Annotated in this window: 30 protein-coding genes; 17 read left to right on the top strand and 13 right to left on the bottom strand. The window is 58.6% G+C overall.

From position 1 onward, the window contains the following. Nucleotides 1-16: 16 nt before the first annotated feature. The 10 genes from sctT to sctW form a co-directional block, all read right to left on the bottom strand. Nucleotides 17-820 (bottom strand): type III secretion system export apparatus subunit SctT, encoded by an 804-nt coding sequence (gene sctT, locus AU511_RS03225; protein WP_094108747.1) that lies wholly within the window; start codon nt 818-820, stop codon nt 17-19. Between the two features lie 7 nt (nt 821-827). Further along, on the bottom strand, nt 828-1,088 hold the full coding sequence (gene sctS, locus AU511_RS03230; RefSeq protein ID WP_026740165.1) for a type III secretion system export apparatus subunit SctS: 261 nt from the start codon (nt 1,086-1,088) through the stop codon (nt 828-830). Nucleotides 1,089-1,095: 7 nt separating this feature from the next. Further along, nucleotides 1,096-1,749 (bottom strand): type III secretion system export apparatus subunit SctR, encoded by a 654-nt coding sequence (sctR, locus tag AU511_RS03235; protein ID WP_094099915.1) that lies wholly within the window; start codon nt 1,747-1,749, stop codon nt 1,096-1,098. After that, the gene (locus AU511_RS03240; RefSeq protein ID WP_094108748.1) at nt 1,746-2,819 is read right to left on the bottom strand and encodes a FliM/FliN family flagellar motor switch protein; all 1,074 of its coding nucleotides are present in this window, start codon (nt 2,817-2,819) and stop codon (nt 1,746-1,748) included. Before AU511_RS03240 ends, sctR begins: the two co-directional genes overlap by 4 nt. Continuing rightward, entirely contained in the window at nt 2,816-3,088 is a 273-nt protein-coding gene (locus tag AU511_RS17190; protein WP_139829353.1) for a type III secretion system HrpP C-terminal domain-containing protein, read from the bottom strand. The genes AU511_RS03240 and AU511_RS17190 overlap by 4 nt, the downstream gene beginning before the upstream one ends. 254 nt (nt 3,089-3,342) lie before the next feature. Beyond that, complete coding sequence (locus tag AU511_RS03250) at nt 3,343-3,756, bottom strand: hypothetical protein (protein ID WP_094099920.1); 414 nt, start codon at nt 3,754-3,756, stop codon at nt 3,343-3,345. 30 nt (nt 3,757-3,786) lie between these two features. Then, a complete protein-coding gene (gene sctN, locus AU511_RS03255; RefSeq protein WP_094108750.1) occupies nt 3,787-5,169 on the bottom strand; it encodes a type III secretion system ATPase SctN in 1,383 nt (460 codons plus the stop codon). After that, nucleotides 5,169-6,095 (bottom strand): FHA domain-containing protein, encoded by a 927-nt coding sequence (locus tag AU511_RS03260; protein ID WP_094108751.1) that lies wholly within the window; start codon nt 6,093-6,095, stop codon nt 5,169-5,171. Before AU511_RS03260 ends, sctN begins: the two co-directional genes overlap by 1 nt. A 15-nt stretch (nt 6,096-6,110) precedes the next feature. Continuing rightward, nucleotides 6,111-8,213 (bottom strand): type III secretion system export apparatus subunit SctV, encoded by a 2,103-nt coding sequence (gene sctV, locus AU511_RS03265; RefSeq protein ID WP_094108752.1) that lies wholly within the window; start codon nt 8,211-8,213, stop codon nt 6,111-6,113. A gap of 3 nt (nt 8,214-8,216) precedes the next feature. Further along, the gene (gene sctW, locus AU511_RS03270) at nt 8,217-9,365 is read right to left on the bottom strand and encodes a type III secretion system gatekeeper subunit SctW (RefSeq protein WP_094108753.1); all 1,149 of its coding nucleotides are present in this window, start codon (nt 9,363-9,365) and stop codon (nt 8,217-8,219) included. Between the two features lie 304 nt (nt 9,366-9,669). Between sctW and AU511_RS03275 the strand changes: the two genes are divergently transcribed. From AU511_RS03275 to AU511_RS03345, 16 genes are all read left to right on the top strand, one after another. After that, nucleotides 9,670-10,215 (top strand): RNA polymerase sigma factor, encoded by a 546-nt coding sequence (locus AU511_RS03275; protein WP_094099925.1) that lies wholly within the window; start codon nt 9,670-9,672, stop codon nt 10,213-10,215. Nucleotides 10,216-10,368: 153 nt separating this feature from the next. After that, on the top strand, nt 10,369-11,832 hold the full coding sequence (locus AU511_RS03280) for a PAS domain-containing sensor histidine kinase (RefSeq protein WP_094108754.1): 1,464 nt from the start codon (nt 10,369-10,371) through the stop codon (nt 11,830-11,832). Between the two features lie 56 nt (nt 11,833-11,888). Then, nucleotides 11,889-12,527 carry a response regulator gene (locus tag AU511_RS03285; protein ID WP_094099927.1) on the top strand — a complete coding sequence of 213 codons (639 nt, stop codon included), beginning with the start codon at nt 11,889-11,891 and terminating at the stop codon, nt 12,525-12,527. Nucleotides 12,528-12,811: 284 nt separating this feature from the next. Beyond that, nucleotides 12,812-13,774, top strand: coding sequence for a sigma 54-interacting transcriptional regulator (locus AU511_RS03290; protein WP_094108755.1), 963 nt, complete (start codon nt 12,812-12,814; stop codon nt 13,772-13,774). 68 nt (nt 13,775-13,842) lie between these two features. After that, nucleotides 13,843-14,112, top strand: coding sequence for a type III secretion system major pilin HrpA (locus AU511_RS03295; RefSeq protein WP_476738469.1), 270 nt, complete (start codon nt 13,843-13,845; stop codon nt 14,110-14,112). Nucleotides 14,113-14,195: 83 nt separating this feature from the next. Continuing rightward, the gene (locus AU511_RS03300; RefSeq protein WP_094108756.1) at nt 14,196-14,564 is read left to right on the top strand and encodes an EscI/YscI/HrpB family type III secretion system inner rod protein; all 369 of its coding nucleotides are present in this window, start codon (nt 14,196-14,198) and stop codon (nt 14,562-14,564) included. Nucleotides 14,565-14,574: 10 nt separating this feature from the next. After that, nucleotides 14,575-15,351: a type III secretion system inner membrane ring lipoprotein SctJ gene (gene sctJ / locus AU511_RS03305; RefSeq protein WP_094102161.1), complete on the top strand. Its 777-nt coding sequence runs from the start codon at nt 14,575-14,577 to the stop codon at nt 15,349-15,351. A 3-nt stretch (nt 15,352-15,354) separates the two neighbouring features. Further along, entirely contained in the window at nt 15,355-15,990 is a 636-nt protein-coding gene (locus tag AU511_RS03310; protein ID WP_094108757.1) for a hypothetical protein, read from the top strand. A 21-nt stretch (nt 15,991-16,011) separates the two neighbouring features. Continuing rightward, nucleotides 16,012-16,608 (top strand): type III secretion system stator protein SctL, encoded by a 597-nt coding sequence (gene sctL, locus AU511_RS03315; RefSeq protein ID WP_094108758.1) that lies wholly within the window; start codon nt 16,012-16,014, stop codon nt 16,606-16,608. A gap of 241 nt (nt 16,609-16,849) precedes the next feature. Next, nucleotides 16,850-17,077: a type III secretion protein HrpF gene (locus AU511_RS03320; protein WP_026740151.1), complete on the top strand. Its 228-nt coding sequence runs from the start codon at nt 16,850-16,852 to the stop codon at nt 17,075-17,077. Continuing rightward, nucleotides 17,064-17,498: a type III secretion system chaperone gene (locus AU511_RS03325; RefSeq protein ID WP_094108759.1), complete on the top strand. Its 435-nt coding sequence runs from the start codon at nt 17,064-17,066 to the stop codon at nt 17,496-17,498. Before AU511_RS03320 ends, AU511_RS03325 begins: the two co-directional genes overlap by 14 nt. Continuing rightward, nucleotides 17,491-19,542 carry a type III secretion system outer membrane ring subunit SctC gene (gene sctC, locus AU511_RS03330; RefSeq protein ID WP_094108760.1) on the top strand — a complete coding sequence of 684 codons (2,052 nt, stop codon included), beginning with the start codon at nt 17,491-17,493 and terminating at the stop codon, nt 19,540-19,542. Before AU511_RS03325 ends, sctC begins: the two co-directional genes overlap by 8 nt. A gap of 18 nt (nt 19,543-19,560) precedes the next feature. Continuing rightward, nucleotides 19,561-19,746: an HrpT family type III secretion system protein gene (gene hrpT / locus AU511_RS03335; protein WP_094102167.1), complete on the top strand. Its 186-nt coding sequence runs from the start codon at nt 19,561-19,563 to the stop codon at nt 19,744-19,746. Further along, a complete protein-coding gene (locus AU511_RS03340) occupies nt 19,743-20,114 on the top strand; it encodes a hypothetical protein (protein ID WP_094108761.1) in 372 nt (123 codons plus the stop codon). Before hrpT ends, AU511_RS03340 begins: the two co-directional genes overlap by 4 nt. Nucleotides 20,115-20,274: 160 nt before the next feature. After that, nucleotides 20,275-20,439, top strand: a complete 165-nt coding sequence (locus tag AU511_RS17380) for a hypothetical protein (protein WP_167371990.1) — start codon at nt 20,275-20,277, stop codon at nt 20,437-20,439. Continuing rightward, the gene (locus AU511_RS03345; protein WP_094108762.1) at nt 20,439-21,251 is read left to right on the top strand and encodes a hypothetical protein; all 813 of its coding nucleotides are present in this window, start codon (nt 20,439-20,441) and stop codon (nt 21,249-21,251) included. The genes AU511_RS17380 and AU511_RS03345 overlap by 1 nt, the downstream gene beginning before the upstream one ends. A gap of 385 nt (nt 21,252-21,636) precedes the next feature. Here the strand turns inward: AU511_RS03345 and AU511_RS03350 are convergent, their stop codons facing one another. Next, the gene (locus AU511_RS03350) at nt 21,637-21,816 is read right to left on the bottom strand and encodes a hypothetical protein (protein ID WP_094102171.1); all 180 of its coding nucleotides are present in this window, start codon (nt 21,814-21,816) and stop codon (nt 21,637-21,639) included. 438 nt (nt 21,817-22,254) lie between these two features. On the opposite strand from AU511_RS03350, the gene cysB reads away from it, so the two are divergent. Continuing rightward, nucleotides 22,255-23,229, top strand: coding sequence for an HTH-type transcriptional regulator CysB (gene cysB, locus AU511_RS03355; protein ID WP_094108763.1), 975 nt, complete (start codon nt 22,255-22,257; stop codon nt 23,227-23,229). Between the two features lie 56 nt (nt 23,230-23,285). Here the strand turns inward: cysB and nth are convergent, their stop codons facing one another. Both nth and AU511_RS03365 read right to left on the bottom strand, forming a co-directional pair. Continuing rightward, nucleotides 23,286-23,921, bottom strand: a complete 636-nt coding sequence (gene nth / locus AU511_RS03360) for an endonuclease III (protein ID WP_094108764.1) — start codon at nt 23,919-23,921, stop codon at nt 23,286-23,288. A gap of 119 nt (nt 23,922-24,040) precedes the next feature. Next, nucleotides 24,041-25,054: an RnfABCDGE type electron transport complex subunit D gene (locus AU511_RS03365; RefSeq protein WP_094108765.1), complete on the bottom strand. Its 1,014-nt coding sequence runs from the start codon at nt 25,052-25,054 to the stop codon at nt 24,041-24,043. Nucleotides 25,055-25,120 lie beyond the last annotated feature (66 nt).

Here is a 25,120-nt window from a genome sequence, read left to right on the forward strand (position 1 = left end):
GCCTCTGCGGGGCCCTTCAGGGGAACGCGGGGAAAAACTGCGGCAATACGTGTTTCAGGTCCGGCAGCGAATGAATCCGCCCTTCGGCGAGATATTGGAGCACCGGCAGGTACACGATGAAGAACGCCATCCCGGCGAGACATTTGGCAGGCACGGACAACACGTAGACCTGCAACTGCGGGCTGTACAGGCTGAGTATAGCGATGCTGAATTCCAGTAGCAGCAGCAGCGCCACCAGCGGTCCGGCGAAGATGACCAGATGCGTAAAAGTGTCGGCCAGTAGGTCCAGATAGGCGTGAAAGCCGGTTTCGCCGAGCGGCGGCAGCCACATCAGCGCGGGCCACAGGCGATAGCTGTCCCAGAGCAGCTGCGTCAGCCCGGAGAGTCCCAGCGTCAGCAACAGCATCAGCCCCAACAACTGCTTCATCATATGGCCGAGGGGCGTCGCGTCGCTGCCCAGCGCAGGATTGAGTTGTCCGCCGATCAACGCGCCGCGCTGGTTATCGAATAGCGCCCCCACGGACTCGAACAGCCAGAAAGGCATCGCCAGAATGCAGCCCAACAGGAGCCCGACCACCAGCTCCTTAAGCAACAGACCCGGCAATAGCGGCCAACGCAGCGTTGTGTCCTGCATTTGCTGCTGGATGGCGGCGGCCGGCACCAGCGCCAGCGCCAGTACGATGGCATTTCTGAGCAAGCCTTTCACCAGCGAGAACGAAAATAGCGGCACCAGCAACAGGCAGGGATAGAGTCTGGCCATGCCGAGCGTCAGGGCAAAGATAAAGTCATAAAGACGGTCGAGAGTGGCGAGGGTCAGCATCGTGGCCTCATGCGCGAGTTTGTTCGATCATATTGAAAGCCAGCAGGGTCAGTTGGATCAGCTCGACGCCAATCCAGCGACCGGTCATGGCCAGTACCAGACCGACCGCCACCAGCTTGATGGCGAAAGGGAGCGTCTGGTCCTGTAGCTGCATGACGGCTTGCAGCAGCGAAATCAGGACGCCCACGATCACGGCGACGACCAGCGGCGGCGCGGACAGCATCACAACCAGGACCATGGCCTGTCGAAACAGATTCAAAATTTCCACATACGCCTCACAGGTAGCTATAAAACAGGCCGTCGAGCAGCCGGGTCCAGCCGCTGACCAGCACGAACAGCAGCAGTTTGAGCGGCAGCGAGAGCGTCGTCGGCGCGACCATCTGCATCCCTAGCGCCAGCAGCACATTAGACACAATCAGGTCGATGACGATGAACGGTATGTAAATCAGAAAGCCGATTTTGAATCCCGCCTGCAGTTCGGAAAGCACAAAAGCCGGGATCACCAGCAAGATATTGTCTGTAGTCGCTTTTTCGGACATGGCGGCGGGCCACATGCGGAGGCTGTTCTCATGCAGATGGGTGAGAATATCGGGATCGGTATTGCGAGACATAAACTTTTGCAACGGTTCGATGCCCTGCGTCGCGGTGGTTTCCAGCGTGCTGAGATCGCTCATATCCAGCGGCGTATCCTGAAAGCGTTGTTTGATATCGCCGAAGACCGGCGCCATCACGAACAACGTGGCGGCCAGCGCGATGCCATACAGCGCCATATTCGGCGGCACCTGCTGTACCCCGATGGCGTTCCGGGTGATCAACAGAACGGTGGCGATTTTTAAAAAACAGGTACAGACCACCATCATGAGCGGAATCAGCGACAAGGCCCCCAACATCAGGGCGAACATGACCGGATCGAACGCGCCCGCCGTCATGACATAGGTTCCCGATCAGGCTGCAATGCGCCGAGCCTTTGGGTGATTTGCAGGCCCAGACGTCCGGCAATCTCCACCAGTTCGCCCCGGGCCAGCGGCACCTCGCCGTGATAAAGCATCGCTTCGCCCGGCTGCGCCTGCTGGACCGTAACCACGCTGCCGCAGGACAACTGCTGCAACGCCTGAAGCGTCAGAGAAAGGTGCCCGCAGCGGACCGTCAGCGTCAGAGGCAGCGCGGGCAGCGGCGTCTCATCAGCCGTTGCGGTTGTCGCCATCTCATCGGCAAACGGCATGTCATGTGGGGATGAGGATTCGAAAGCGTCATTCACCGGACACTCCTCCTGTTCAGCGATAAGAAAGTGGGTGGGCGTCAGGCCGCTCCATTGGAGCTGGCCCCGAAACCGTCGCCCGCCGAGCGAAATAAGGCCATCGCCGTGCGGGGTAAAACTGCAAGTAGGTGGGTAAATCAGGTCGCCCGGTTCCAACGCGTGAATTTGTTTGGGTGACAATGTCACTTCCGCCAGCATCAAAGGCACGGCGATCGGCAGCGTCGGCGGCAAAGCGGACGCAGAAGAAAACCAGCCCGGCTGACGCAGCAATGACAGCAGCTCGCTACCGGGCATGCAAAGCAGGCTGCGGGCGCGCTGGGACGCGACCTGAACGTCCAGCCACAGCGGGATCGCCTCGGCGGCGATAGCGCCCGTGGCCGGCGTCAGCGGCCCTAGTAGCGTGTAAAGCTGCGGGCTGAGGGCATGATTAAACAGCGCCCAAAACCACTCGGTCGCCGTCGGGTCTTCTTCCTGCGTCGGCAGCAGCGCCGGGCAGTCGGACATGAGCGATAGCACAGGCGTAGGGGCGCTGAGCGAGAAGCACCCCGCCGCGCTTTGCCAGACGTGTGCGGGAGCCTTAGGTTCCCGGTGCGACGCCAACGACAAACGCAGCTCGCCCTGACGACCGTCGTCAAAGCTGAACGCGAAGCGGCGGCCCTCCGCCAACTGCTGAGATATCCGCGCCTGCAAAGGCGTGAGCGGGCGTAGCCTGAGGGGGGATGGCGATAATGAGGTATTCATGGCTCCTCCTGAACGTCAAATCCCAGCCTGATTGGGCAGTCGAGCGCCGCAGACAGCGCCCGTCGGCAGCTTTCTCGCTGCCGACGGACCTCTTGATAGGCAGAACGCTGGAATCGCAACATCACTTCCCAGCCAATGGGGGCTAGCGTGCTCATCCGGACATCGACGTCGCCCAGCTGCGGCAGTTGCAGGCTGAAAGAGAGCGGGCTGTGGAAGACGAGATCGCGCCCGGCTGCCAGCTCGGCGTGCAGCCTTTCCATGAGTGACATTGTCACTTCTTCGGCGGCGGAGTTGCGCGTCAAGCCCGGCGACAGGGTGCCGCTATCCTCGGGCGCCGACCCGGGCGTGAAGACGTTGTAGAGCGGCGCAGACAGCAGAAGTTCGAAGTCTGAGGGATGCGCCGTCGCCTCATCGCCGGAATGGGCCGCACCTCCGTGCGAGCGCGGCAACGGCTTCTCCGCCGAGGGCGACGGAACCGTGCGCGGCGGGGATGAGGGGGCGGCTGGCGGGAGATAGGCACTCATCATGGCTCCTGATTCAGTGTCAGTAAAAATTCCAGTTTTTCGACGGCTTTTTGGCGCTGGCGCTGCAGCGCGCGCTTGTCGGCGACCTGCCGCCGATGCTGCTGGCAGCGGGCTTCGCCGTCTTCGCATTGCTGCTGCTGTTGTCGCAGGCGTCCGATCTGTTTCTGTGTCCGCTCGCGCTGCTGTTGCAGGCTGTCCAGCGACTGCGCCTGCTCCTGCTGGTGCTGACGAAACTCTTCTTGCTGTTGCCGGTAAAGTTCTTGCTGCGCCTCTCGTTCCTGCCAGAGCAGGTTGAGCGCGGTTTCCCGCTGCGCCAGCGCCTGCGTGTCTTCCCGTAATTGCGATTCGGCGCGGCGCAGGCGGTGACGGCGGATAGGCAGCAGCAGTTGGAGCGTGGCGTTCAGCGAGGACATGGCGCGCCTCCGGTCAAGAGCGTCAGCGCATTAGACGTCGGCATAACGGCTGACCTCGCTGAGTCGGGCGGTAATCTCCGCAAAGGAAAGGGGGTCGCGCATCGGCTGTTGCAGGAAAGCGTTGATTTTCCCATGAGCCGTGACTGCGGCATCCGTCAGCGCATCGTGCCCCGGCTGGTATTCGCCAAGTCGGATCAGCATGTCGACCTGTTGATAGGCGGCCATCAGTTGTCGCAGCGCTCCGGCATCCCTCAGGTGCGCTGCGCTAGCGACGCTGCTCATGGTGCGGCTCAGGCTCATCAGGACATCGATCGCCGGATAGTGATTTCGCTCCGCCAGCCGCCGTGAAAGCACAATGTGCCCGTCGATGAGCGATCTCACTTCGTCCGCGACGGGATCGTTCATGGAATCTTGCTCGATCAGCACCGAGTACAGCGCGGTGATCGCACCCTGGCGGGTTTGTCCGGCCCGCTCCACTAACCGCGGCAGCAGGGTATACACCGACGGCGGCAGGCCGCCGCGTCCCTGGGGTTCGCCGAGGGCCAGCCCGATTTCACGCTGCGCGCGGGCGAAACGGGTCAGCGAGTCGACGATCAGCAGCACCTGTTTGCCCTCGGCTCGAAAGGCTTCCGCAATGGCGGTGGCCGTGAAGGCGGCGCGAGCGCGCTCCATGCTGCTGCGATCGGAGGTTGAACACACCAGTACGGTGCGTCGACGCAGCGCGTCGTCCAGTTCGTGGTCGAGAAACTCACGCAGCTCGCGGCCGCGCTCGCCGATCAGTCCGAAGACAATGACGTTACAGGGCGTATTGCGGGCCAGCTCCGCCAACAGCGTGGTTTTACCGCAGCCAGCGCCGGCAAAAATCCCCACCCGTTGGCCGCGACCGACGGTCAGCAGGCCGTCGATTGCGCGCAGTCCGGTCGGCAGCGGCTCGTTGATACGTGGGCGCTCGGTGGGCGGTGGCGCGTCGCCGATGACGGGAATGGGGTTGGTGCAGGCCGTACCCGGTTCCACGAAGGCTGACTGACTCTCCGCCGTCAGCGGCCTGCCGAAACCGTCCAGCACACTGCCCAACAGACTGTCGGAAACGTGGACGCAGTGCGGTTGATAGAGCGGCGTGACCACCGCGCCTTGCGCGATGCCGTCCAGCGCCCCCAGCGCAGACAGAAAGACGTGCTGCGGACTGAAGCCGACGACTTCGGCCAGCACCTGCGTCTGATCGTGGCGTTCAATTTGGCACAGGTCGCCAATCCGGGCCTGCGGCAGGCTGGATTCGAGCAGGATGCCGCTGATACCCGTAATGCGCCCCCGCAGCTGAACCGGCGCATAGTCGGCCAGACGCCGTCGCTGCGTGGTCAGCCAGCGTTCGAGCAGCGGATAGCGGCTCGGTTCGTCGGTCGCTTGTGTCGCCATTACCAGTTCACCTTAATCTGCTGTTTGCCGTTGAACTCGATCTGGTTGTTATTGATGCCGACCAGCCGAAGTCCATCCACCTCGTCGCCCACGAATAGGCGTAGACCGCTGGATGTCACCACATTGGCCTGTGCGCCGCTGGTCACTTGTACGATGCGAAACGGCAGCGTATCGCCTTTTACACGGGTGTGATTTTCGATTGGATAAGTGACGCGGTAACGTTGTTGGAATCGCACCAGCATGCGATTGATCATCGGCATTTGGTCTGCGGCGAGCGCGCCGCTGAGGATGATGCGATCCGTCCGTTGGACGACCTGCACATTACTTAACTCGCGCTCGTTCAGCATGGCTTGCAGCGTGGCGGCGGATTGAGCCAGCGAGGTCATCGGGATACGCGTATCAGACGGCGGCGCAGACGGCATGGCGACGCTATCCTGCATCAGCCAACTTCCGGTCAGCAGCACCAGCGTTCCGATGAGCAGCAGGTAACTGCATTTCGCCCACAGCGGCAGGCGGGCTTTGGGCTCAGCGCTGGGCGTGTCGGCGGGGGCGTCGTCGGGCGGCGTTGACGGCGGCACCGCCATCGGCTCGGGCGTGTGGTCAGGCTCGTCCGCCTCCGCTTCTTCCTGCCACGGCGTTTCCGCGTCGACAACGCATAGCCAGATGGCGCCCGCAGCGAACGGCGTTCCGGGCGGCAGCGCGATCGACGCCTCTACCGGATGTCCTTCGCTGTCGTTCACCACGCCCTCCAACGCGGAGAGTGTCCATGCCTCTCCCTGTTTTTCCAACAGGCAGTGACAGTCGCGGATACCGGGGTCGTACAGCACCAAATCCGCATCGTCGGCGGCGCCGATACGACACGCTTGTCCGTTTAATGGCAGGGCGGCTCCCCGATGCAGCCCGGTCAGTACGCGCAGTTCATACATGATTCTGCCTTCTTCTTAAGGGTGAGCGGGAATGTCATGCAGGTCGATGCGGCCCACGACGTTGATGGACAGATAAGACTCCAGCTCGGTGAAAGACAGCACCGGCAGAGCGTGAAATTCGTCCTGCACCAGCGCCCGTAGAGGACTGCGCAAATCTTGCGCCACCAGCAGCAGCGACGACAGCGACGTGGTCGGCGGAAAGCTGTCCCGCAGTTGCGTCAACAGCGCGGCCGCATCGTGCTGCGCTAACGCGAAGAAGGTGTCGTTTTGCGTTTGGCGCAAGGCGTCGCGCAGCAGCTCTTCCGTTTCCGGCGTCAATAGCCAGACCGACAGGCTGTCGTCCCGGCTGTATTGGTGACAGATCTGCGCTTTCAATTGCAGACGGACGTAATCCGTCAGCGCGTTGACGTCGCGCTCATGCTGGCCGACCTCAATCAGCGCTTCCGCTATCGGGCGCACGGCGCGCAACGGAATACGTTCGCCCGCCAGCTTTTGCAGAACGTTGGCGAAGCGGGAGAGCGGCATGATGCGTTGTAGCTCCTGCGCCAGCTCCGGCTGTTCGCTTTCGAGCCAGGCGAGGATGGATTTTGTCTCCTGCAGGCCGATGAACTGGGCCGCGCTTCGATGGATGGCATTTTCCATTCGCGCCAGAATGAGGTCTTCTTCCGTCTGGCGCGCCAACGCCGATTGTTGCAATAGCGCATGATCGGCGGGTAGCCACAGCCAGTGCGCTTCGTCCCGTGCGGCATGGCCCGCGTTCAGATCCTCCTCCTCAGTGGCTTCCGGCGGCACTTCTGGGCGGGCGACCGCCAGGCGCGCCGTACCGAACGTGGCGCGCAGCAAGGGGATCTCATAGACGCAGAATTGAAACTCGTCAGACGCAATTTCAGGGGTGAATTCGATGTCAAAGGAGGGCAGTGTAAAGCCGAACTGATAGACCAGCCGGTTGCGCAAACGCCGGATATTCTGCACCAGCAGTGCGGCGTGCGGCGCGTTGCGGCAGTCGGTGTGGAAGCGCAGCAGGTAGGCGCGTGTGGGGTTAAACCGACGGAGATCCTGATAACCGTTCTGCTCGGCGGGCATGTTGTCCGCCGCCAGCGCGTTGAACTCAGCCAGCCCGAGCTGCTTGGCCCGCCACAGCTGAAAGAGCCCGCTGGACAGGGAAAGCAGGCTGATAAGCAGGAAAACCATCGTCGGCATGCCCGGCAGCAGCGCAAAGCCGAACATGCCGATGGCGGAGATAATCCACGCCTTCGGCTGGCTGGTCAGCTGCTCGGCGATCTCGCGGCCGATGTTGTTGTCCACCTTTTGTCCGTCGGCGGAGACGCGTGTGATGATCATCCCCGCGGTCAGGGAGATCAACAGGGCCGGGATCTGCGCGATCAGGCCGTCGCCGATGGTCAATACCGAGTAGACGTGCATGGCGTCGCCGGCCGCCATTTGGTGTTGCATCACCCCGATGGCGAAGCCGCCGATCATATTGATGAAAACGATCACCAGACTGGCGATCGCGTCGCCTTTGACGAACTTCATCGCGCCGTCCATCGCGCCGAACAGCTGGCTCTCTTTGGTGAGATTTTCGCGTCGCTGCCGGGCCTGCTGTGCGTCGATCAGGCCAGCGCGCAGGTCGCTGTCGATGGACATCTGCTTGCCCGGCATGGCATCCAGCGTAAAACGCGCCGCCACTTCCGCCACGCGTTCAGACCCTTTGGTGATCACCAAAAAGTTCACCACCGTCAGAATCAGGAAGATCACCAGTCCCACCGCCAGATTACCGCCCACGACGAAGTTACCGAAGGCCTCCACCACGTGGCCCGCGTCCTGTTGCAGCAGAATCTGCCGGGTCGTTGAGATAGACAAGGCCAGTCGAAACATCGTGGTCAACAGCAGCACGGCGGGAAAAGTCGAAAAGGCCAGCGGCTTGGGCAGATACATCGCCAGCACGATCAGGAGCGAAGAGATGCAGATGTTGAAGGCGATCAACACGTCAATCAGCCCCGTCGGCAGCGGGATGATCATCATGAAGACAATGGCCATCACAATCACCGCGCCCACGATTTCTGAACGCTGCATGGCGCTGATGGCGATGCGGTTGAGCCAGGAGATGAGTAGGGGCATCTGCTACTCCTTGCCCGGCGCGGCGGCCCTTCCGTCCGTCTCGTGGCGGGATAGGTCGCCGATCAGACCGCGGATAAGGTGCATTGCGGTGTGGCGATGTTTGCTATCTCGCCACAGCGTCTGCGGCAGACCGCTCACCAGCCGCAGCAGGGCGTTGAAAAACAGTAATTGCCGCGTTGCATGTTGTCCGGCGACTTCGCGCCCCAAATTGTGCAAGTCGCGAACGTAGGCGCCATTGGCGCTCAGGCCGATCAGCCGTCGCGTCAGTTCTACCGCGCCGAGCGTTGCCGCCGGAAAGCGATGGGCGTCGTGTTCCAACAGCTGTTGGCTGGACGACAGCGTGTGGCTCAGCTGACGCGAATCGTTGAGGTGTTTCAGCATCTGGCGCAGCGCGGTTGTCGGAATGGAGGACGCCAGCGAGGCGATATCGGCGGCCAACGCCCGTTGCAGGGTACGCAAGCCGGCCGCGAAGTGCTGGGCGTCAAAGCGTTCCAACAGGGCGTCCAGCAGCGAGCTCGGCGATTGCTGATGCACGATGCGTTCGTAATAAAGCTCGCGCAGGATCTGTTTCTGCTGCGGGTCGGTGCTGAACAGGGAGATGGCGGCGGCGGTGTTCAGTCCGGCTCGCACCTCGGGGCCTTTCTCCTGTTGAAGCCGTTCCAGGCTTGACTGGGTCGCTTGTTGCAGCGACGCATCGCCCTGCTGTTGGGCCTGAGCCAGTACATGGCGTAGAACGATATCGCCGCGGGCCGCATCGCCGCCCGCCGCCTGTATCAGCGCATCGACTGAGGCCGGGTGTGTTTGGAGCATTAGTTGACGCATACTCCGGACCTGCTGGTCCAGCGTCGGCTGACGGGGGTTTTCCAATAGGTGAAACAGCTCGGTCAACTTTTCTATACGCTCGATATTCGCTTCCATCCGGTTTTGCGTTTGGCTGATTTGCCTGCGGTTCAGCGACTTGCTTTTGCGCTCCATCTGTTCGCCGAAGGCCGCCGACACTTCTTCCATCCCGTCGTGGATGGCTTTGTCGTGAGAAACCTTCGGGGACGAAGGCTGAGCGGGGGCGGAGGTCGGTGTCTCCGCGTCAACCGCGGCGCTAAAGGGCGTCGCCGGATTGGCTATCGCCGGAGAGAGAGGGGGAATGGCAACCATAGTCTGTCCTGCCTGAATCCATCGTTTAATTGAAGTCATGCGGTTATGTGGCGTTAAGAGAAATCTGGTTCCCGAGTTGGTCCTTAGCATACTTATTGTCACCAGATGTGAGGACCGGGGATGACAGAATGATTGCAATCGTTTGCATTTTGGTCGGTTAGCCTCGGCAAAATGTGGCGCGAATGGGCGATGTCTAATTTATAAAAATAGATTAAAAACAACACCTTAATAATGTTTTTCTCGCTGGCATACGCCTTGCTATCTCCTGTGCGCCAATCACGGCGCAACCTAGGAGAACCAGCAAATGGAACCACTCGTTTTGTCACCGGCAAAGGTCTGCACGATTGAATCTCACCCTGAGGCTGTAGACTGGGAACAGGTCTTTCGGCAGCATGGCAAACGCCTGCAAAATTTCCTTCGTAAACGCGTGGCTAGCAAAGAGGATGTGGAAGACTTGCAGCAAATGACCTACCTGGAGGTGCTCAGAAATCGCGAAAAATTCGCCGGCGCATCGCGCCCGGAAACGTGGGTGTTCGGCATCGCGCTGAACCTTGTTCGCAACCACTACAAACAGGCGAAAGCTCACTCATACGAAGCCGCTGAGGACGAACTGGAAAAGCTCTCCTGCGACAGCGATCCCAGTCGCATCATCGAGTGGGGCCATGCCCTGCATCGTGTGCTGGTGGCGAGTAGGCATCTACCCGAGGAGACCCGACATATGCTCGTGATGCTGGTCGACTCTGATGCCAGCTATCAGGATATTGCCGCACGGTTAGGCATGCCGATCGGTACGGTGCGGTCTCGCCTTTCCCGTGCCAGGGGCTTCCTGCGTCAGGCCGTAGACGCCTGAGCTTTTCTTTGACCTCGCGGCAAAAGAGAACCACTTGTCATTCAGTTTGATTACCCGGTTACAGACCTTGTCATCGGGAGATGACGGTAACCCCGTGCTGCCCGTGGCGCCGAGTTGGAGTCCGGGCAGATCTGCGACAGCATGGAGATGGCTATGTTATACCCCCCTACGCACACCGAATCCCCTCATACCGAGGAGGTTCCACCGATGGAACTTGTCGCGTTCGCGTTTAGCCGAATCAAAGACGCGATCTACATCGTCAATGAGCATAACCAGTTTTGTTACGCCAATGCCGAAGCCTGTCGGGCGCTGCACTACAGCCAGCAGGAGTTTCAGGAAATGTACCTCTGGGATATCGATCCTTGCCGGAGCGCGGAGTTGATTCAGCACAGCTGGCGCGACTGGGAGCGCGGGCTGACATTTGAAACCCAGCATATCAGCCGATTTGGCGCGATGATTCCGGTCGAGGTCAGCGTCAACCATTTCATTCACAAAGGGCGGAAATACAGTATGTGCGTCGTGCGTGATATCCGGGAGCGCAAACACATCGAGAATATCGCCTATGCGCGAGAACAAGAGTTCCGGGCATTGGTGGAAAATACGCCCGATCTGGTCGTCCGATTTGGTCCGCAAATGACCTGCCAGTATGCGAATCCGGCCACGCTGAATCATCTGGGATTCACCGCCGATCAGTTGCTCGGTCATCGGCTGACCGATCTGATGCCGGATGCCTGCTGCGCCCAGCATATTCAGCAACTGGTGCAGTTGGTCGTGGACACGCAGAGCAGCGTGGAAGGAGAGCTGGAGGAGGGGACGCAGGAGCTGGGCGATAAACCGCGCGCCGTTCACCATATTCGATGCGTCCCCGAGTTCGGCCAGAACGGTCAGCTGTCCTCTATTCTCACCGTCGGACGCGATATTTCCGCGATTCGATATGCGGAGAAACGGCTTGAGGAGTCCCACATTCAGCTGCGGCTACTCACGCGCCAGCGTGAGATTTCTCGGGAAGAGGAGCGGAAGCACATCGCCCGGGAAATTCATGACGAGCTGGGGCAGCACCTAACGTCTATGCGTATCGGTTTGTCGCTGCTGCGTATGCAATTCGCGAAAGAAAATCCCTCATTATTGACGCCGTTACAGAATCTGATGGCGCTATCCGATAAGACTATCCAGGTCGTGCGAAATGTGGCGACACGATTGCGTCCGAACGTGCTGGACATGGGGCTGACGCCGGCGCTGGAGTGGCTGCGGGATGACTTTGTCCGCCAATACGGTGTCCAGTGCCAACTCTGTGCGCCGGAACCCGAGGTCTTGATGAACGACGAGTGCGCGACCGCCGCGTTTCGTGTGGTGCAGGAGTCGCTGACCAATATCGCCCGCCATGCCGCCGCTAGCGAGGTGGTTATTGTGCTCGAAAACCGGGAGGGACTAATTGTGCTAAGCGTGCAGGATAACGGCAAGGGCTTCAACGCCCGGGAACAAAAGCCTAACACGTTTGGCCTGATGGGCATGAAAGAGCGCGGGAGAATGTTGGGCGGCGAGGTGACGATCACCAGCCAGCCTGGCAGCGGTACGTTGATCCGCATGATGTTCCCGCAGCGTGCCGTCGCACGCTAACACCGCACGACCGGACAGTAGGGAAAACACGGTCAACACCTTAGGAGATTTACTGAATGAAACTCATCCGATTAATGATCGCCGACGATCACGTCATCATGCGGGAGGGGCTAAAACAGATATTTGCGTTGGACGAAACGCTGCAAGTGGTGGCGGAGGCGGGAAATGGGGCGCAGGTGCTGATCACGTTACGAGAGGTCGAGATCGATCTGCTGTTACTGGACATGAGTATGCCGGGCATCTGCGGAGAAGAGCTGATCATCCGGGTATTGGCGCAGTATCCGCGCTTGCCCATTTTAGTCCTGAGCATGTACAGCGAGCCGCAGATTGCGCGACGCGTGCTTAAAAGCGGCGCGCTGGGCTACATCACCAAAGACAAAGATCCCGAGGCGCTGCTGGTCGCTATCCGTCGAGTGGCGCAGGGGGCGCGCTATATCGACCAAACTATCGCCGAGCAAATCGTCTTTGCGGATTATCTGACGGACGATCGCCCCAGCCATAGTGTGCTGACGGCGCGGGAGCACCAGGTGATGATCATGCTGGCGCAGGGCATGGGCGTCAATGCGATCGCGGAGGCGCTGGCAATCAGCAACAAGACGGTAAGCACCCACAAATCGCGTTTGATGGAAAAAATGCAGTTCACTTCCAACGTCGATATCGTCAAATACGCATTAAACCAACGATTGATCCCGTAGTAGGGTGCTGAAGTTCCAGCCTGAAAAATAACCACTCGACACTTTTGGGTAAGGATTTCCCTACTTTCCCCCTCCTTATTCCTACAGCAACTTCAGCAGTTGACTGATGGTTTAAAGCAGCGATGACAGTAATGCTTTAGCGGCTTCGTCAAGTAACCGCAAGGTGTTGCTTTTTTTTGTGCGTGAATCGTTAAGAAATCGTAAGCATAATAATGAAGTCGCAGGCTGAGCCATTGACTGTGGCCACCTAGATAAGGATAGCCCCCAAGGGTACAGGAGTTGTCATGAGCATCAGAAACCGTCATGTATCGAGTCGACATCTTCCCTATATTGATTGCGGAACTTTTTTTGAGAGCCAGGAAGAAGATATTCATGCCGAGCTAGGCGCCCTCATCAACGATATCGCTCCGCTGGACGTCGATATCATTCTTGAAGGAGAGACCGGGACCGGAAAAGATACGCTGGCACGTCGAATTCATCGGCTCTCCGGCTGTTCGGGACAGCTGGTGGCGGTCAACTGCGCCGCTGTCCCGGAAAATCTTGCGGAAAGTGAACTGTTCGGCGTGGTGTCCGGCGCGTATACAGGCGCCAATCGCTCGCGCGCCGGCTACCTGGAGACTGCCGATAAAGGCATTTTGTTTCTCGACGAGATCGACAGCATGCCGCTGACGTTACAGGCCAAGATGTTGCGCGTGCTCGAAAATCGCGGCATCGAGCGGCTGGGCAGTACGCAGTTCAAGCCCGTGGACATGCGTGTGATCGTCGCAACACAGACGCCGCTTATCCAACTGGTAGAGGAGGGGCGTTTTCGCCGTGACCTCTATTTTCGTCTGGATACGGTCAAAATCCAGCTGCCCACGCTGCGCTCCCGCAGTGACATCATCTTACCTATGTTTCAGCGCTTTACGCGTGTCGCCGCCGAGAGGCTGCAGCGCCCGGCGCCCGCCCTGTGCGGGGAGATACATGAGCGGCTGCTGACCCATAGCTGGCCGGGCAACCTGCGCGAGCTTAAGGCTGCGGCGGAACGCTGGGTGCTCGGGCTTTCCCCCCTGGCGTCGAAACCTGAGGCCGGGACGGCGCCGACGCAGCTCAAGCACCGACTGCGGCGCATCGAAAAATTTCTGATTCAGGACGCTTTGCGGCGTAACGGTCACTGCATCGACGACGTCGTGATAGAACTGGGGATCCCTAAACGAACGCTCTATCACCGTTTGAAGCTATTGAAGGTCCCCTCGCGTGATTTTTGACGGGCTGCGAAAAAGTTGTGTTCATCCGGAACCGTTAACCGCTATCTCCTACTTAATAGAGGAACACGATGACAGGGTCGTCGTCATCCGGTTCATCACACTCTCAACGACTAAATTTCACTGGAGATAACATCATGTTTGGACTTTCAAGTGCCGCATCCCTGGCCTCAATGCAGACTCTGGATAAAACCATGGCGGAAACCACCGCCATGACCACGGCGGCTCAGAGCCAGAAATTAAAAACGGACGCGATGAACTCCATCGCGGATATGCAGATGGATTCTGCATCCAAAGCGATGAACGCCAGCACTAAAACAGCGAAGTCGATCCAGTTCTAATCGCCGTTATTGCAAGCCGAATGGCCGGGGGATTCCCCCGGTTTTTTATGGGTGAAATTTCATCGAAAAGAGGCAGAAACAAGATGAAAATTTCTCAGGTTTCAGACGTGAACCACGCCTTTTCGGGTCTGGGCGGACAAGACGCGACGACGGCGCCCGCGGCGGAAGACATCTCGTGGTTTAGCGCGGCGATCTCGCCCGGCGCGGCGGCGAGTGAAGCGGAAAAGGGCAATGCCGTCTGGATTGACGCGCTGGCTGGGCGTTCCAGCCACCTCGACGGGCTTCGGCAGAAAGCCGAACGACAGGTCGGTAAAAGCATCAATAGCAATAATCCCAAGGATGTGATGGACGCCACAAGGACATTGTCTTCGTTTTATCTCGAAAGTTTGCTCAATGCGAAAGTCGTGGCCAAAAGCGTACAAAGCCTAGAAAAACTGACCAATTTACAGTGAGGTTGAAGCCATGCGTCACGGTGCGCTCAAACGCGGGTTGCTCCTGCTGCTCGTCTGGATTCTGACGGGATGCGGCGACCGAGTGGAACTGTACCGCAACCTGTCGGAGAACGACGCCAACGAGGTGATTGCCGAGCTTGGCAGCTATCACATCGAGGCTGAGAAAAGCATCGATAAAACCGGCATTACGTTGCTGATCGACGCCTACGATATCGAGCGAGCGGTGAATATTCTGAATGCCGCCGGCCTGCCGAGGCAGAGCCGAACCAATCTGGGTGAGGTCTTTCAGAAAACCGGGGTGATCTCAACGCCGCTGGAAGAGCGGGCCCGCTATATCTATGCGTTGTCGCAAGAAGTGGAGTCCACGCTTAGCCAAATCGACGGCATTGTGGTCGCCCGCGTTCATGTGGTTCTGCCGGAGCGTATTGCTCCCGGCGAGCCGATTCAACCCGCCTCGGCGGCTGTCTTTATCAAATATCGCGCCGATCTGGATCCGGACAGCATCAGGCCACGCATTCGGCGCATGGTCGCCAGCAGCATTCCAGGACTGAGCGGAAAAAGCGACAAAGATTTGTCCATCGTTTTCTCCCTGGCTAAGCCCTATCAGGACCGCGTGCAAACGGTATCGCTGGGACCGCTGAAGCTGACGCCGCAAGGGGTCAATCACCTACTGTGGGCCGGTCTTTTTCTGGCATTGGTGATAGCGGGAGGCGTGGGCGGACTGCTGGCGAAGCCCTGGTGGCGGCAACAGCAAGCGCGAAAAAAGCCGCCGAAGCAGGAGTCCTGACCGATGACGCTCCTCGAGGGGATGAGCCGGGAGGCGCAATTGAGATGGGTCCGCTGGTGGGCCTACGGTTGCATCCTGGAGGCGGACGGTAGCTGGCAGGTTGATGCGGGGCTGGCGGGAGGACGAACGGCGATGGAGAGTCTGGCCCCGCAGCAGCATGCGTGTTTGCGCGCGCGTTGGTGCCTGCCGGAAAGTCTGCCGGAGCTGCCCTCGGAGGCGTTGTGGGCACTGATCGCTCTGACGCCGGACCAGCGCGTTTGGGCGCTTGAGCTGATCGCGTCTATTTGCCGCGCGCCGGAGCACCCCCTGCCGCCGGCCCCGTCGCAATGGTGCCGCCGGCTGGCGAAAGCGCTGCGCCCTGGGCTTTGGCTGCCCGAAAACGTGAATTTTACCGCACGGCGGCAGAGCGATGCGCTCTGCTTGCTGCGCCATTGTTTATCCGCAGCCGCCTGGCCGCGTGTTCGACTGCTGTTTCCTCGCTCATTGAGCGTCGGTGTTGAGGATACGCCCACAGCGGCGTTGCCCGTAAGTCGAGTGAACGCGCTGTGCGACGCTGCGATATGGAAAGCGCGCTTTAGCGCTGCGCCGGACGGTGACGACGTCGGCGTGTTTGTTCGTCATAAAATGAGGCTTGAGTGAGATGGAAAAAAGGGAATCTGTATGCTGACACGAAAACAATTGAGGCTAATTAATGGTAGGGATACCGAGGAAGACACGGTCATTAAAGCGGACCGATTGCACCAACATCAACGGGGGCTCCAGGTGATCGAGACCGCCAAACGTCAAGCGAAGGATTTGTTGGCGGCCGCTGAGAGCCGGGCAGAAGCCGAGGCGGGGCGGACGATTCGTCAGGCTGAGGCGCGTTTTATGCGACAGGCGGACGACATCCTGCGCGGATGGCAACAGGAGAGGGAGCAGTTGGAGGCCTTTATGGCCGAACGGGCGGGACAGGTGCTGAACGACGCGATGCGCCAGCTAGTGCAAGATGTACCGGACGAGCAGCGTACCTCCGCGTTGCTGCGCCAGCTGTTACGCCATCAAAGCGGCGAAGGGCGCGGCGTGCTTTACTGTCATCCCGATCAGCAGGTGCAAGTGGCGAAGTGGCTGGAAAATCACTCGCATTTGGGATGGCAACTCGCCATCGACGACGTGTTGAATAAAGATGAACTGCAGCTCATGACGCCTCAAGGCGTCATGAATCTGAGCTGGCGCCGCGCGGTGGAACAGCTGATCCCTGCGCCTGCTTCTACGCCTTAGCCTTTACGGGCGTCGCGTGGCGTCGGACTTCCCGACGCCTCATTGGCTAATCGCCCGTCGGCCCCGCGTGCTGATGGGATGCCGACCCTTCGCGCATGATGGGTGAGGGGCGGCGTGGCGGGTGTTATGCCACGATCCCTTGATGTTGTGCCTCCTCATTCAAACTTTTCCCCTCCTCTGGAACCGCCGCTGATGGCTGACCACCTAATGGCAGGTTCAACAACTCACAGAGGTATGCATCATGTCTTCATCGGTGGGATTACAGCGTCGGCTGGATACCGCGTTTGTGGATGCGCAGTCGCAGCTGGATGCGATGGCGCTGAATGTGGCGGAAGGGGGCGCAAACATGGCGGACAGTCATGCCTTTTTTGAAGCCAGCATGGACTACGCCAACGCCAACTGGGCGACCGGACAGCTGCTGAGCGTTAAGCACGGTCTGGCCAAGGCCATCATCAATGACTTCAATTGAGCTCATTCACCTCATTGAACACTGGCTGAACGGCGTGGACGGCCCGCTCTCGCTCGATATTGACGGCGGGCCGGTTGTGCTGACCCGCTATCCGCGCGGCATTGGCTGTTCGGCGCGGTTGACGTTGGGGAACGAGGTGGATGATGCCTTATTGCAGCGGGCGCTGGTGTTTTCAGCCGCCTCGCTGCAGCGAGGCGGCTGGCAGGCGGCGGCGCTGGCCTACGCCGAAGGGGACAAACAACTCTGGCTATTGATGCGCCACGAACCGGACGCGCCTCAGGCGCTTTGCCGCGTGCTGGAAACCCTGGTGAATCAACGGGATGCCTGGCAGGGGCTGTTGTTTCCGGAACGCCGCAACCCCGCCTTTCCGGTCACTAACCTACACACGCTGGCCTGGTCGCAAGGAGATTGGCATGCGTAACCTGATCTGTTCATGTCTATTCACGCTTTACCGTCTGTTGTGCTGGTCGCTGGTGTTGCTCGGCATGGTGCCGTTAGCGCATGCCGCAACGCCGTCGTCGTGGAATAAGGGCGCTTATGCCTATTCGGCGGAAAACGCGCCGTTATCGCAGGTGTTACAAGATTTTGCCGATAGTCACGGTGTTGAACTGATACTCGGTCCGCTTCCCGATAGCGAGGTTAACGGCAAAATTCGGGCGGACAGTCCGGTGGCCTTTATCGACCGGCTGGCGTTGGAGCATCATTTTCAATGGTTTGTGTACAGCAATAGGCTGTATGTCAGTCCACAGGACGAACAAACGTCGGTGAGTCTGGAGGTCTCGCCGGAAGGCGTGCCCGATCTGAAGCAGGCACTGACCGGTATCGGTCTGCTCAACCCGCACTTTGGCTGGGGGGAATTGCCGGAAGAGGGCGTGGTGCTGGTTACCGGGCCTCAGGAGTACGTCAATCTGGTCAGCCGCTTCGCCCGTAAACGTGAAAGTCGGGAAGAGCGCCACAAGGTGATGAATTTTCCGCTGCGCTTCGCTGCGGTGTCCGACCGCACTATTCACTATCGCGACCAGACGTTGGTGATCCCAGGCGTCGCCACCATTTTGAACGAGTTAATGGATGGCAATCGGACTCCGCCCGTCGGGGCCACGGCCGCCAATAACGGGGCTGATGCCGCGGCTGGGGGCGAACCGGCGACCGGCTACGCCAACAAAGCGATGGAGAGCGAGTCGCGCAACGTGCTGACGCGCTGGGCAACGCGCACGCCTCCCCGCAGCCATGTCGGTAAACCGGCGCTTGATGGCAAGGTCTCTGCCGACGTACGCAATAACGCGCTGTTGATTCGGGATGACGAGAAACGGCGCCCGGAATATCAGCAGCTCATCGACAGCATCGATATCCCGCAAAATCTGGTCAATATCGATGCGGTTATTCTTGACGTCGACCGCACCGCGCTTTCGAGGCTGGAAGCGAACTGGCAGGGCAAGTTGGGCGCGGTGACCGGGGGCGCCAGCCTAATGTCTGGCTCCAGCACGCTCTTCGTCAGCGATTTCAAACGGTTCTTCGCCGATATTCAGGCGCTGGAAGGCGAGGGCACCGCCTCGATCGTGGGAAACCCCTCGGTGCTGACACTGGAAAACCAGCCTGCGGTGGTGGACTTCAGCCGCACCGCCTTTATTACTGCGACCGGCGAGCGGGTAGCTGACATTCAGCCAGTCACGGCGGGCACCAGCCTGCAGGTGACGCCGAGAGTGATTGGAACAGGCGACCAGAGCAGCATCCAACTGGTGATCGACATCGAGGATGGTCAGTTAGAGACGAACGCGGAGGGCAACGCCTCCGGTGTGAAACGCGGTACGGTCAGCACCCAGGCGTTGATTGGCGAAAATCGTGCGCTGGTGCTGGGCGGTTTTCACGTCGAGGAGAGCGGCGACCGGGACCGAAGGGTGCCGTTACTGGGCGATATCCCGTGGATTGGCAAACTGTTTACCTCCCGGCGGCATGAGGTCTCCCGCCGCGAGCGGCTGTTTATCCTCACGCCGCATCTTATCGGCGATCAGAACGATCCTACCCGCTACGTTTCTCAGGATAATCGCCGGCAGCTACAGGCAGTGATGGGCCGAGTCACGCAGCGCAATAGCAAAACCGATCTCTACGGCATGGTGGAGAATGGGCTACGCGATCTGGCCAGCGGTCAGACGCCTGCCGGATTTCACGCCGATAGCGCAGGCAGCCGCCTTAATGAGGTCTGCCGAAGCGCGCGCGGTTTGGTCTACGAAAGCGGCCGTCACCAGTGGTATAGCAATGATGCCGTCACGCTGGCGGTTGGCGTGGTGAAAAACCGCGGGTTGCAGCCACTGCGCTTTGATGAGGCGACCTGCCAAGGGCGTCGCACGCTGGCGGTCGCGGCCTGGCCAAGAACGACGTTGGCGCCGGGACAGTCGACCGAAGTCTACCTTGCGCTGCTGCCGGCCCGTCTGGCTGCGCCGACGCGTCCTTCCCTGATCCAACCCTGATGCTTTAAGGAGAAAAGCATGTATCCCAAGTTGTTCTCGTGCTGTTTTGCGCTGTTGCTGAGCGCCTGTACGGCTAAAACGCCGCCGGCCCAGTGTGCGGACGTTTCCTGTCGTCCCCAGCCCGAAAACCATCAACTGGTGATCTGGTGGCAGGCGGACCTGCGCACTGGCGCGGCTGATTTTACCCAGGTCGCGCTGCCATGACGGAAAGTACGTTAACCGATGTTGAGAGCGGTGCCGCATTTATCGCCGCCATGAACCGTCAGCAGCCGACCCGTTGGCTACCGCAGTCCGGCGTTGAACTACGGTTCAAATTCGGGGAGATCGACGGCTGGGCGCTGGAGCTATCGATCGCGCCGGGCAGGCAATATCCCGGTTTGCTGCGACAGATTTTGGGTCGTCGCTACGACAGTGATGCCGAGACTGAAGGCGCTCACATTTTCCTGCAGGGAACCAACGTGTTGACGATTGGATGGCAGCTTCGGCAACCGGCTGTGGAATACCCGCAGGTGCTGCGTGAGCTGTTTCAGCTGGCGGGCGTGGAGCTGGAAGCACTCGAAAGGACTGATTGATCGCGAGGAAATCATCACAGAGAGGAACTGTTTTCTGCGTTGGCTCACTCATTTAGCAGTACCGCACAGGCGGTTGCCGCAGGTACTGGCGTTATGACGCGGCGTTGCGCACGTCATAGCAGGACATTGCCACGACTCATCAAATGGATAAGGAAATAGCATGATTCAACTATCAATCAAGACCACCCCCGGCGCGGATTTAAGTTCTCAAGCCTCGGGGGTTGATGGCTACCGCTCTCTGTCCGGCGGGACGGGAACGCAGAGCGCTAGCGCCGATCAACTGGGCAGCACTATTGATAAACTGGCCGACCTGCTGACGGCCTGATGTTTACCAGTAAAGGCCAGTCGGATAACACGCAGAGCGGTTTGGAGAACAGCAGCACAGGAACGAAAAGCGGGCTGTCTCCCATCGACACTCAGGATACGGAAGCCGTCGATAAACTTTTCGCTAAGGCGCTGCAGAATCTGCTCGGCAGCGATACGGTCAATTCGCTGAGTCAGGGCGTCAACAGCGGCGCGCTGCTGAGCGACAGTCAGGCGACCCCGGCCAACAAGGAAGCCTATACCCAGGGGGTGAAAGATGCGCTGACGCTACTGCTGGGGAATAACGCTGGCGGCAGCGCGGGTACGTCGTCCTCGCTATCGCTGGGCGGCAACGGTCTTCAGGGATTGAGCACGACTTCTGACTTCACCCAGCTGGGGAATGAGGTCGGTTCCGGCGTTGGCAAAAATGCCGGTTTGCAGGCGCTGAATAATATCGATACCCACCGGGACGGCGTGGATCGCAATTTCGTCAACAAAGAGGATCGTGGCACGGCCAAGGTCATCGGTCAGCTCATGGACCAGTATCCTGAAATTTTTGGCAAACCGGAGTACCAGAAGGATAACGCCTCGTCGTCGGTTCAGGACGACAAAAGCTGGGCGCAGGCGCTGAGCAAGCCGGATGACGACGGGATGACCAGTGAAAGTATGGATAAGTTCAAACAGGCCGTCGGCATGGTGAAAAGCGCGCTGGGAGGCGACAACGGAAACACCAATCTGACTCTGCGCGGCGCGGGCGGTTCCCTGCTGGGCATTGATGCGGCGGTCGCAGGAGAGAAGATCACTAACCTCTCGCTGTCAAAGCTGGCGGCCTAACCACTAGCAGGCGAAGGTCACTGTCGGAAGCCTTGCCCTCCGAAACTCGTCGTGATGCGTTTGTCGAACAAAGATAACAGCGCAGCGGTGCAGTCCGAAGGCGACGGGACATTTTCTGGCATGCAGTCCAGCTCTCCCCCCGGCTCAGCCGGGGTTTTTCTGCGGCGCGATCGACCTGCGCCAGTCACCGATGCCTATCGCGCTGAAGACTGATTCGTCAGGGAGCGGGCGTTCTTCCTGTGAAAAATCGGCTTTTCGCTACGGCTGATCGGCGCGTAAGCCGTGCGTCTTGTCGGCGAAAAGCCGCAGCGAAGGTCTGGATGCGATTGTCGTCTCGCCACATCCACTGTTACTTCCGCCCTGAGCAGGGCTGGACGACGGGGATCTAAATTTCAAACCCCGGCGCGACTTCCTTTATGGGTTTTTTGCACTCTTTCAACTGAGACGCCTGTGGATTTTTGGCAGAACAGTCGGGTTTGAATGGATTAAGGGTGTCGCGATAAAGATAGATGAGCAACAGCAGCAAAATGAGGGCGATTCGGCGGAATCGTTTATTTTTTTTCATGACGGGATCATTGATTTGTTTTACGTGATGTAAACATTTTACTAAAGCTGAAAGGCATTGTTTGCTTGATTAAGGTGCGTTCTCCTCTTCTATTACCTTCATCTCTTCGCGGCCGGATGTGAAATTCGGCCCGGACTGCTATTTCGATAAATTCAAAAGCTGTGCAAGGTCAAAAAAACATCGTTTTTTTGGGATTAGATGAAAAGTCGCGTTATCTACCTGAAGCCGGGAAACCAGGCATGGGGTAACATGGCGTTGATAAGTCGACTTTTTCCGAACAAAGTAAAAAATAAGTTATATAAAAAATGTGCTTATGATTAAATTGCATTTATATGGCAGCGATTTATGCCGTTGTAGTTGATGTAGTAGTCTGTCATTGCAATAAACGTCCAAACATAAGATGTCGTGCGCACTATTCAATTTAGAATGGGATAAATTATGAAATTGCAACAGCTTCGTTATATTGTTGAAGTTGTTAATCACAACCTGAACGTATCCTCTACAGCGGAAGGCCTTTACACCTCCCAGCCGGGCATCAGTAAACAAGTCCGGATGCTGGAAGATGAGTTGGGGATTCAGATTTTTGCACGCAGCGGGAAGCATTTAACGCAGGTGACGCCTGCCGGGCAGGAAATAATCCGTATTGCCCGCGAGGTGCTGTCCAAGGTCGAAGCCATCAAAGCGGTTGCTGGTGAACATACCTATCCCGATAAGGGTTCGCTGTATATTGCCACCACACATACGCAGGCGCGTTACGCATTACCCGATGTGATCAAAGGCTTCATCGATCGCTATCCGCGCGTGTCCTTACATATGCATCAAGGCTCGCCCACACAAATTGCGGAAGCGGTGGCAAAAGGCTCGGCGGACTTCGCCATCGCCACCGAAGCGTTGCATCTCTATGAAGATCTGATCATGTTGCCTTGCTACCACTGGAACCGCGCCGTGGTGGTCAAGCCCGATCATCCGCTGGCGTCGAAAACCGATATCACTATTGAAGAGCTGGCGGCTTATCCGATTGTAACCTACACCTTCGGATTTACGGGACGTTCAGAGCTGGATACGGCGTTTAACCGCGCGGGACTGACGCCGCGGATTGTTTTCACCGCAACGGATGCCGACGTCATCAAAACCTATGTTCGTTTGGGACTTGGCGTGGGGGTTATCGCGAATATGGCGGTCGACACGCAGACGGATCCCGACCTGGTCAAACTGAATGCCGACGATATCTTCAGTTACAGCACCACCAAAATCGGTTTTCGACGCAGTACTTTCCTGCGTAGCTACATGTACGACTTTATCCAGCGTTTTGCCCCTCATTTGACGCGTGATGTGGTGGATACCGCCATCGCGCTGCGCTCGAATGAAGAGATCGAAGCGATGTTTAAAGACGTGGTGTTGCCCGTCAAATAAAGGCGCTGAGCTCCTCACGGTCAAAGGATTCAATCTTCGGCCGTGATAACCCTTTCTCAGACGTCGATCTTCTCTTTGTATTCACAGAGATCTTCTATCAGGCAGGAACCGCAGCGCGGTTTGCGGGCGATGCAGGTATAGCGCCCGTGCAGAATCAACCAGTGGTGGCAGTCCACCTTGAATTCCGCCGGCACCACTTTCAACAGTTTCTCTTCTACGTGCTCCACCGTTTTTCCGGGCGCAAAACCGGTACGGTTGCTGACGCGAAAAATATGCGTGTCGACGGCGATTGTCGGCCAACCAAATGCCGTGTTCAGCACGACATTCGCCGTCTTTCTGCCGACGCCGGGGAGGGCTTCCAACGCGGCCCGATTTTCAGGCACCTGTCCCTGGTGATGCTCAATCAGCATCCGGCAAGTTTTGATCACGTTTTCCGCCTTGCTGTTGAACAGCCCAATCGTCTTGATATAACTTTTCACCCCCTCCACACCCAGCGCGAGCATGGCTTCCGGCGTATTGGCGACCGGATAAAGCTTGGCGGTCGCTTTGTTCACGCTGACATCCGTGGCCTGTGCCGAGAGCAGAACGGCGATCAACAGCTCAAAGGGCGAGGTGTAATGAAGCTCGGTCCTTGGTTCAGGATTGTTTTCCCTCAATCGCTTCAGTATGGCGATTCGTTTTTCTTTATTCATAGTGATGCAGTAAAGCCTTCTTCAAAGACCGCAATGGCGTGTGTGCCGGGGAGGCGTTTACGACGACGCTCCCCAGCACGCGAGATTGCCGCTCAGCGCCGGCATTATAGCGTTCAACGTTAATAAGACGATATCCGGGGTTGCGTGAGACCATCAATCAGGGGAACGGCAAGATTTCCCAACAACACCGCGAAAGCCACCCCTTCAGGATAACCGCCATAGGTTCGGAAAACCCAAACCAACGCGCCGGTCAGTGCGCCTAACAGGAGACGCCCTTGACCCGTCGTCGCCGAAGTGACGGGATCGGTGACGATGAAAAAAGCCGCCAGTAACGTAAAGCCAGAAAACAGATGCAGCGACAGTGGGGCGCAGACTTCAGGTTGAATCTGTCGGCCTGCGAGCGCGCAGAGCGACAGCGCCAGCAAAAAGCTCACGGGGATTTGCCAGCGAATGATGCCCCGAGCCAGCAGTAACAGCCCCCCAGCCAGAAAAGCCAGATTGATCCACACCCAGCGCAATGAGGTGGAAAACCCGTTGAACGTGCTGTCGTCGAACAGCGTGGCAAGCGGTTCTCCCGCAGGGAGTGTGGCGACACCGGTATTGAACGCAAGAGACGGGACCGCGAAGCGTTCGAACGGTGCGAACGCGTGTTGACTGGAGAACAGGGTCTGTAGCGTGCTGATCACATCTTGGGGTTCGCCCGCTGAGAAGCCGTGGTGTATCGAAATGGGGAATGCTAGCACCAGCAGAACATAGCCCGCCATAGCAGGATTGAGGCGATTATGCCCTAAACCCCCGGAGATCTGTTTCACGCTGACGGCTACCGCTGTGGCAAGGACGGCCCACCACCATGGCGCTAGCGGCGGCATAATAATACCGAGCAGTACCGCGGTCAGAAGGCCTGAGTTGTCTTTAGGCGTAGCAGCGACGGTATGTCTCCTAAGTGACAATGTCACTGGCTCGACGACAAGCGCCGTCACCAGGGCCAGCATTATCTGAATAATCGTGCCGCAGCCGAAAAAATAACTCTGTACGGCGATACCCGGCACGCAGGCCAAGATCACCCATCGCATAATGCCGGAGGTCGTCTGCCGTTGATGCAATAACGGCGCGCTCGCAATTCTGAAAGCCATTTATTCCTCTTGAGACTTGGGTTCCGTTTGAGATCTCTGCAATGCCTGCGCGGCCTTTCGTGCCTT

It is taken from the genome of Lonsdalea iberica (assembly GCF_002111585.1).
GTDB classification, from domain to species: domain Bacteria; phylum Pseudomonadota; class Gammaproteobacteria; order Enterobacterales; family Enterobacteriaceae; genus Lonsdalea; species Lonsdalea iberica.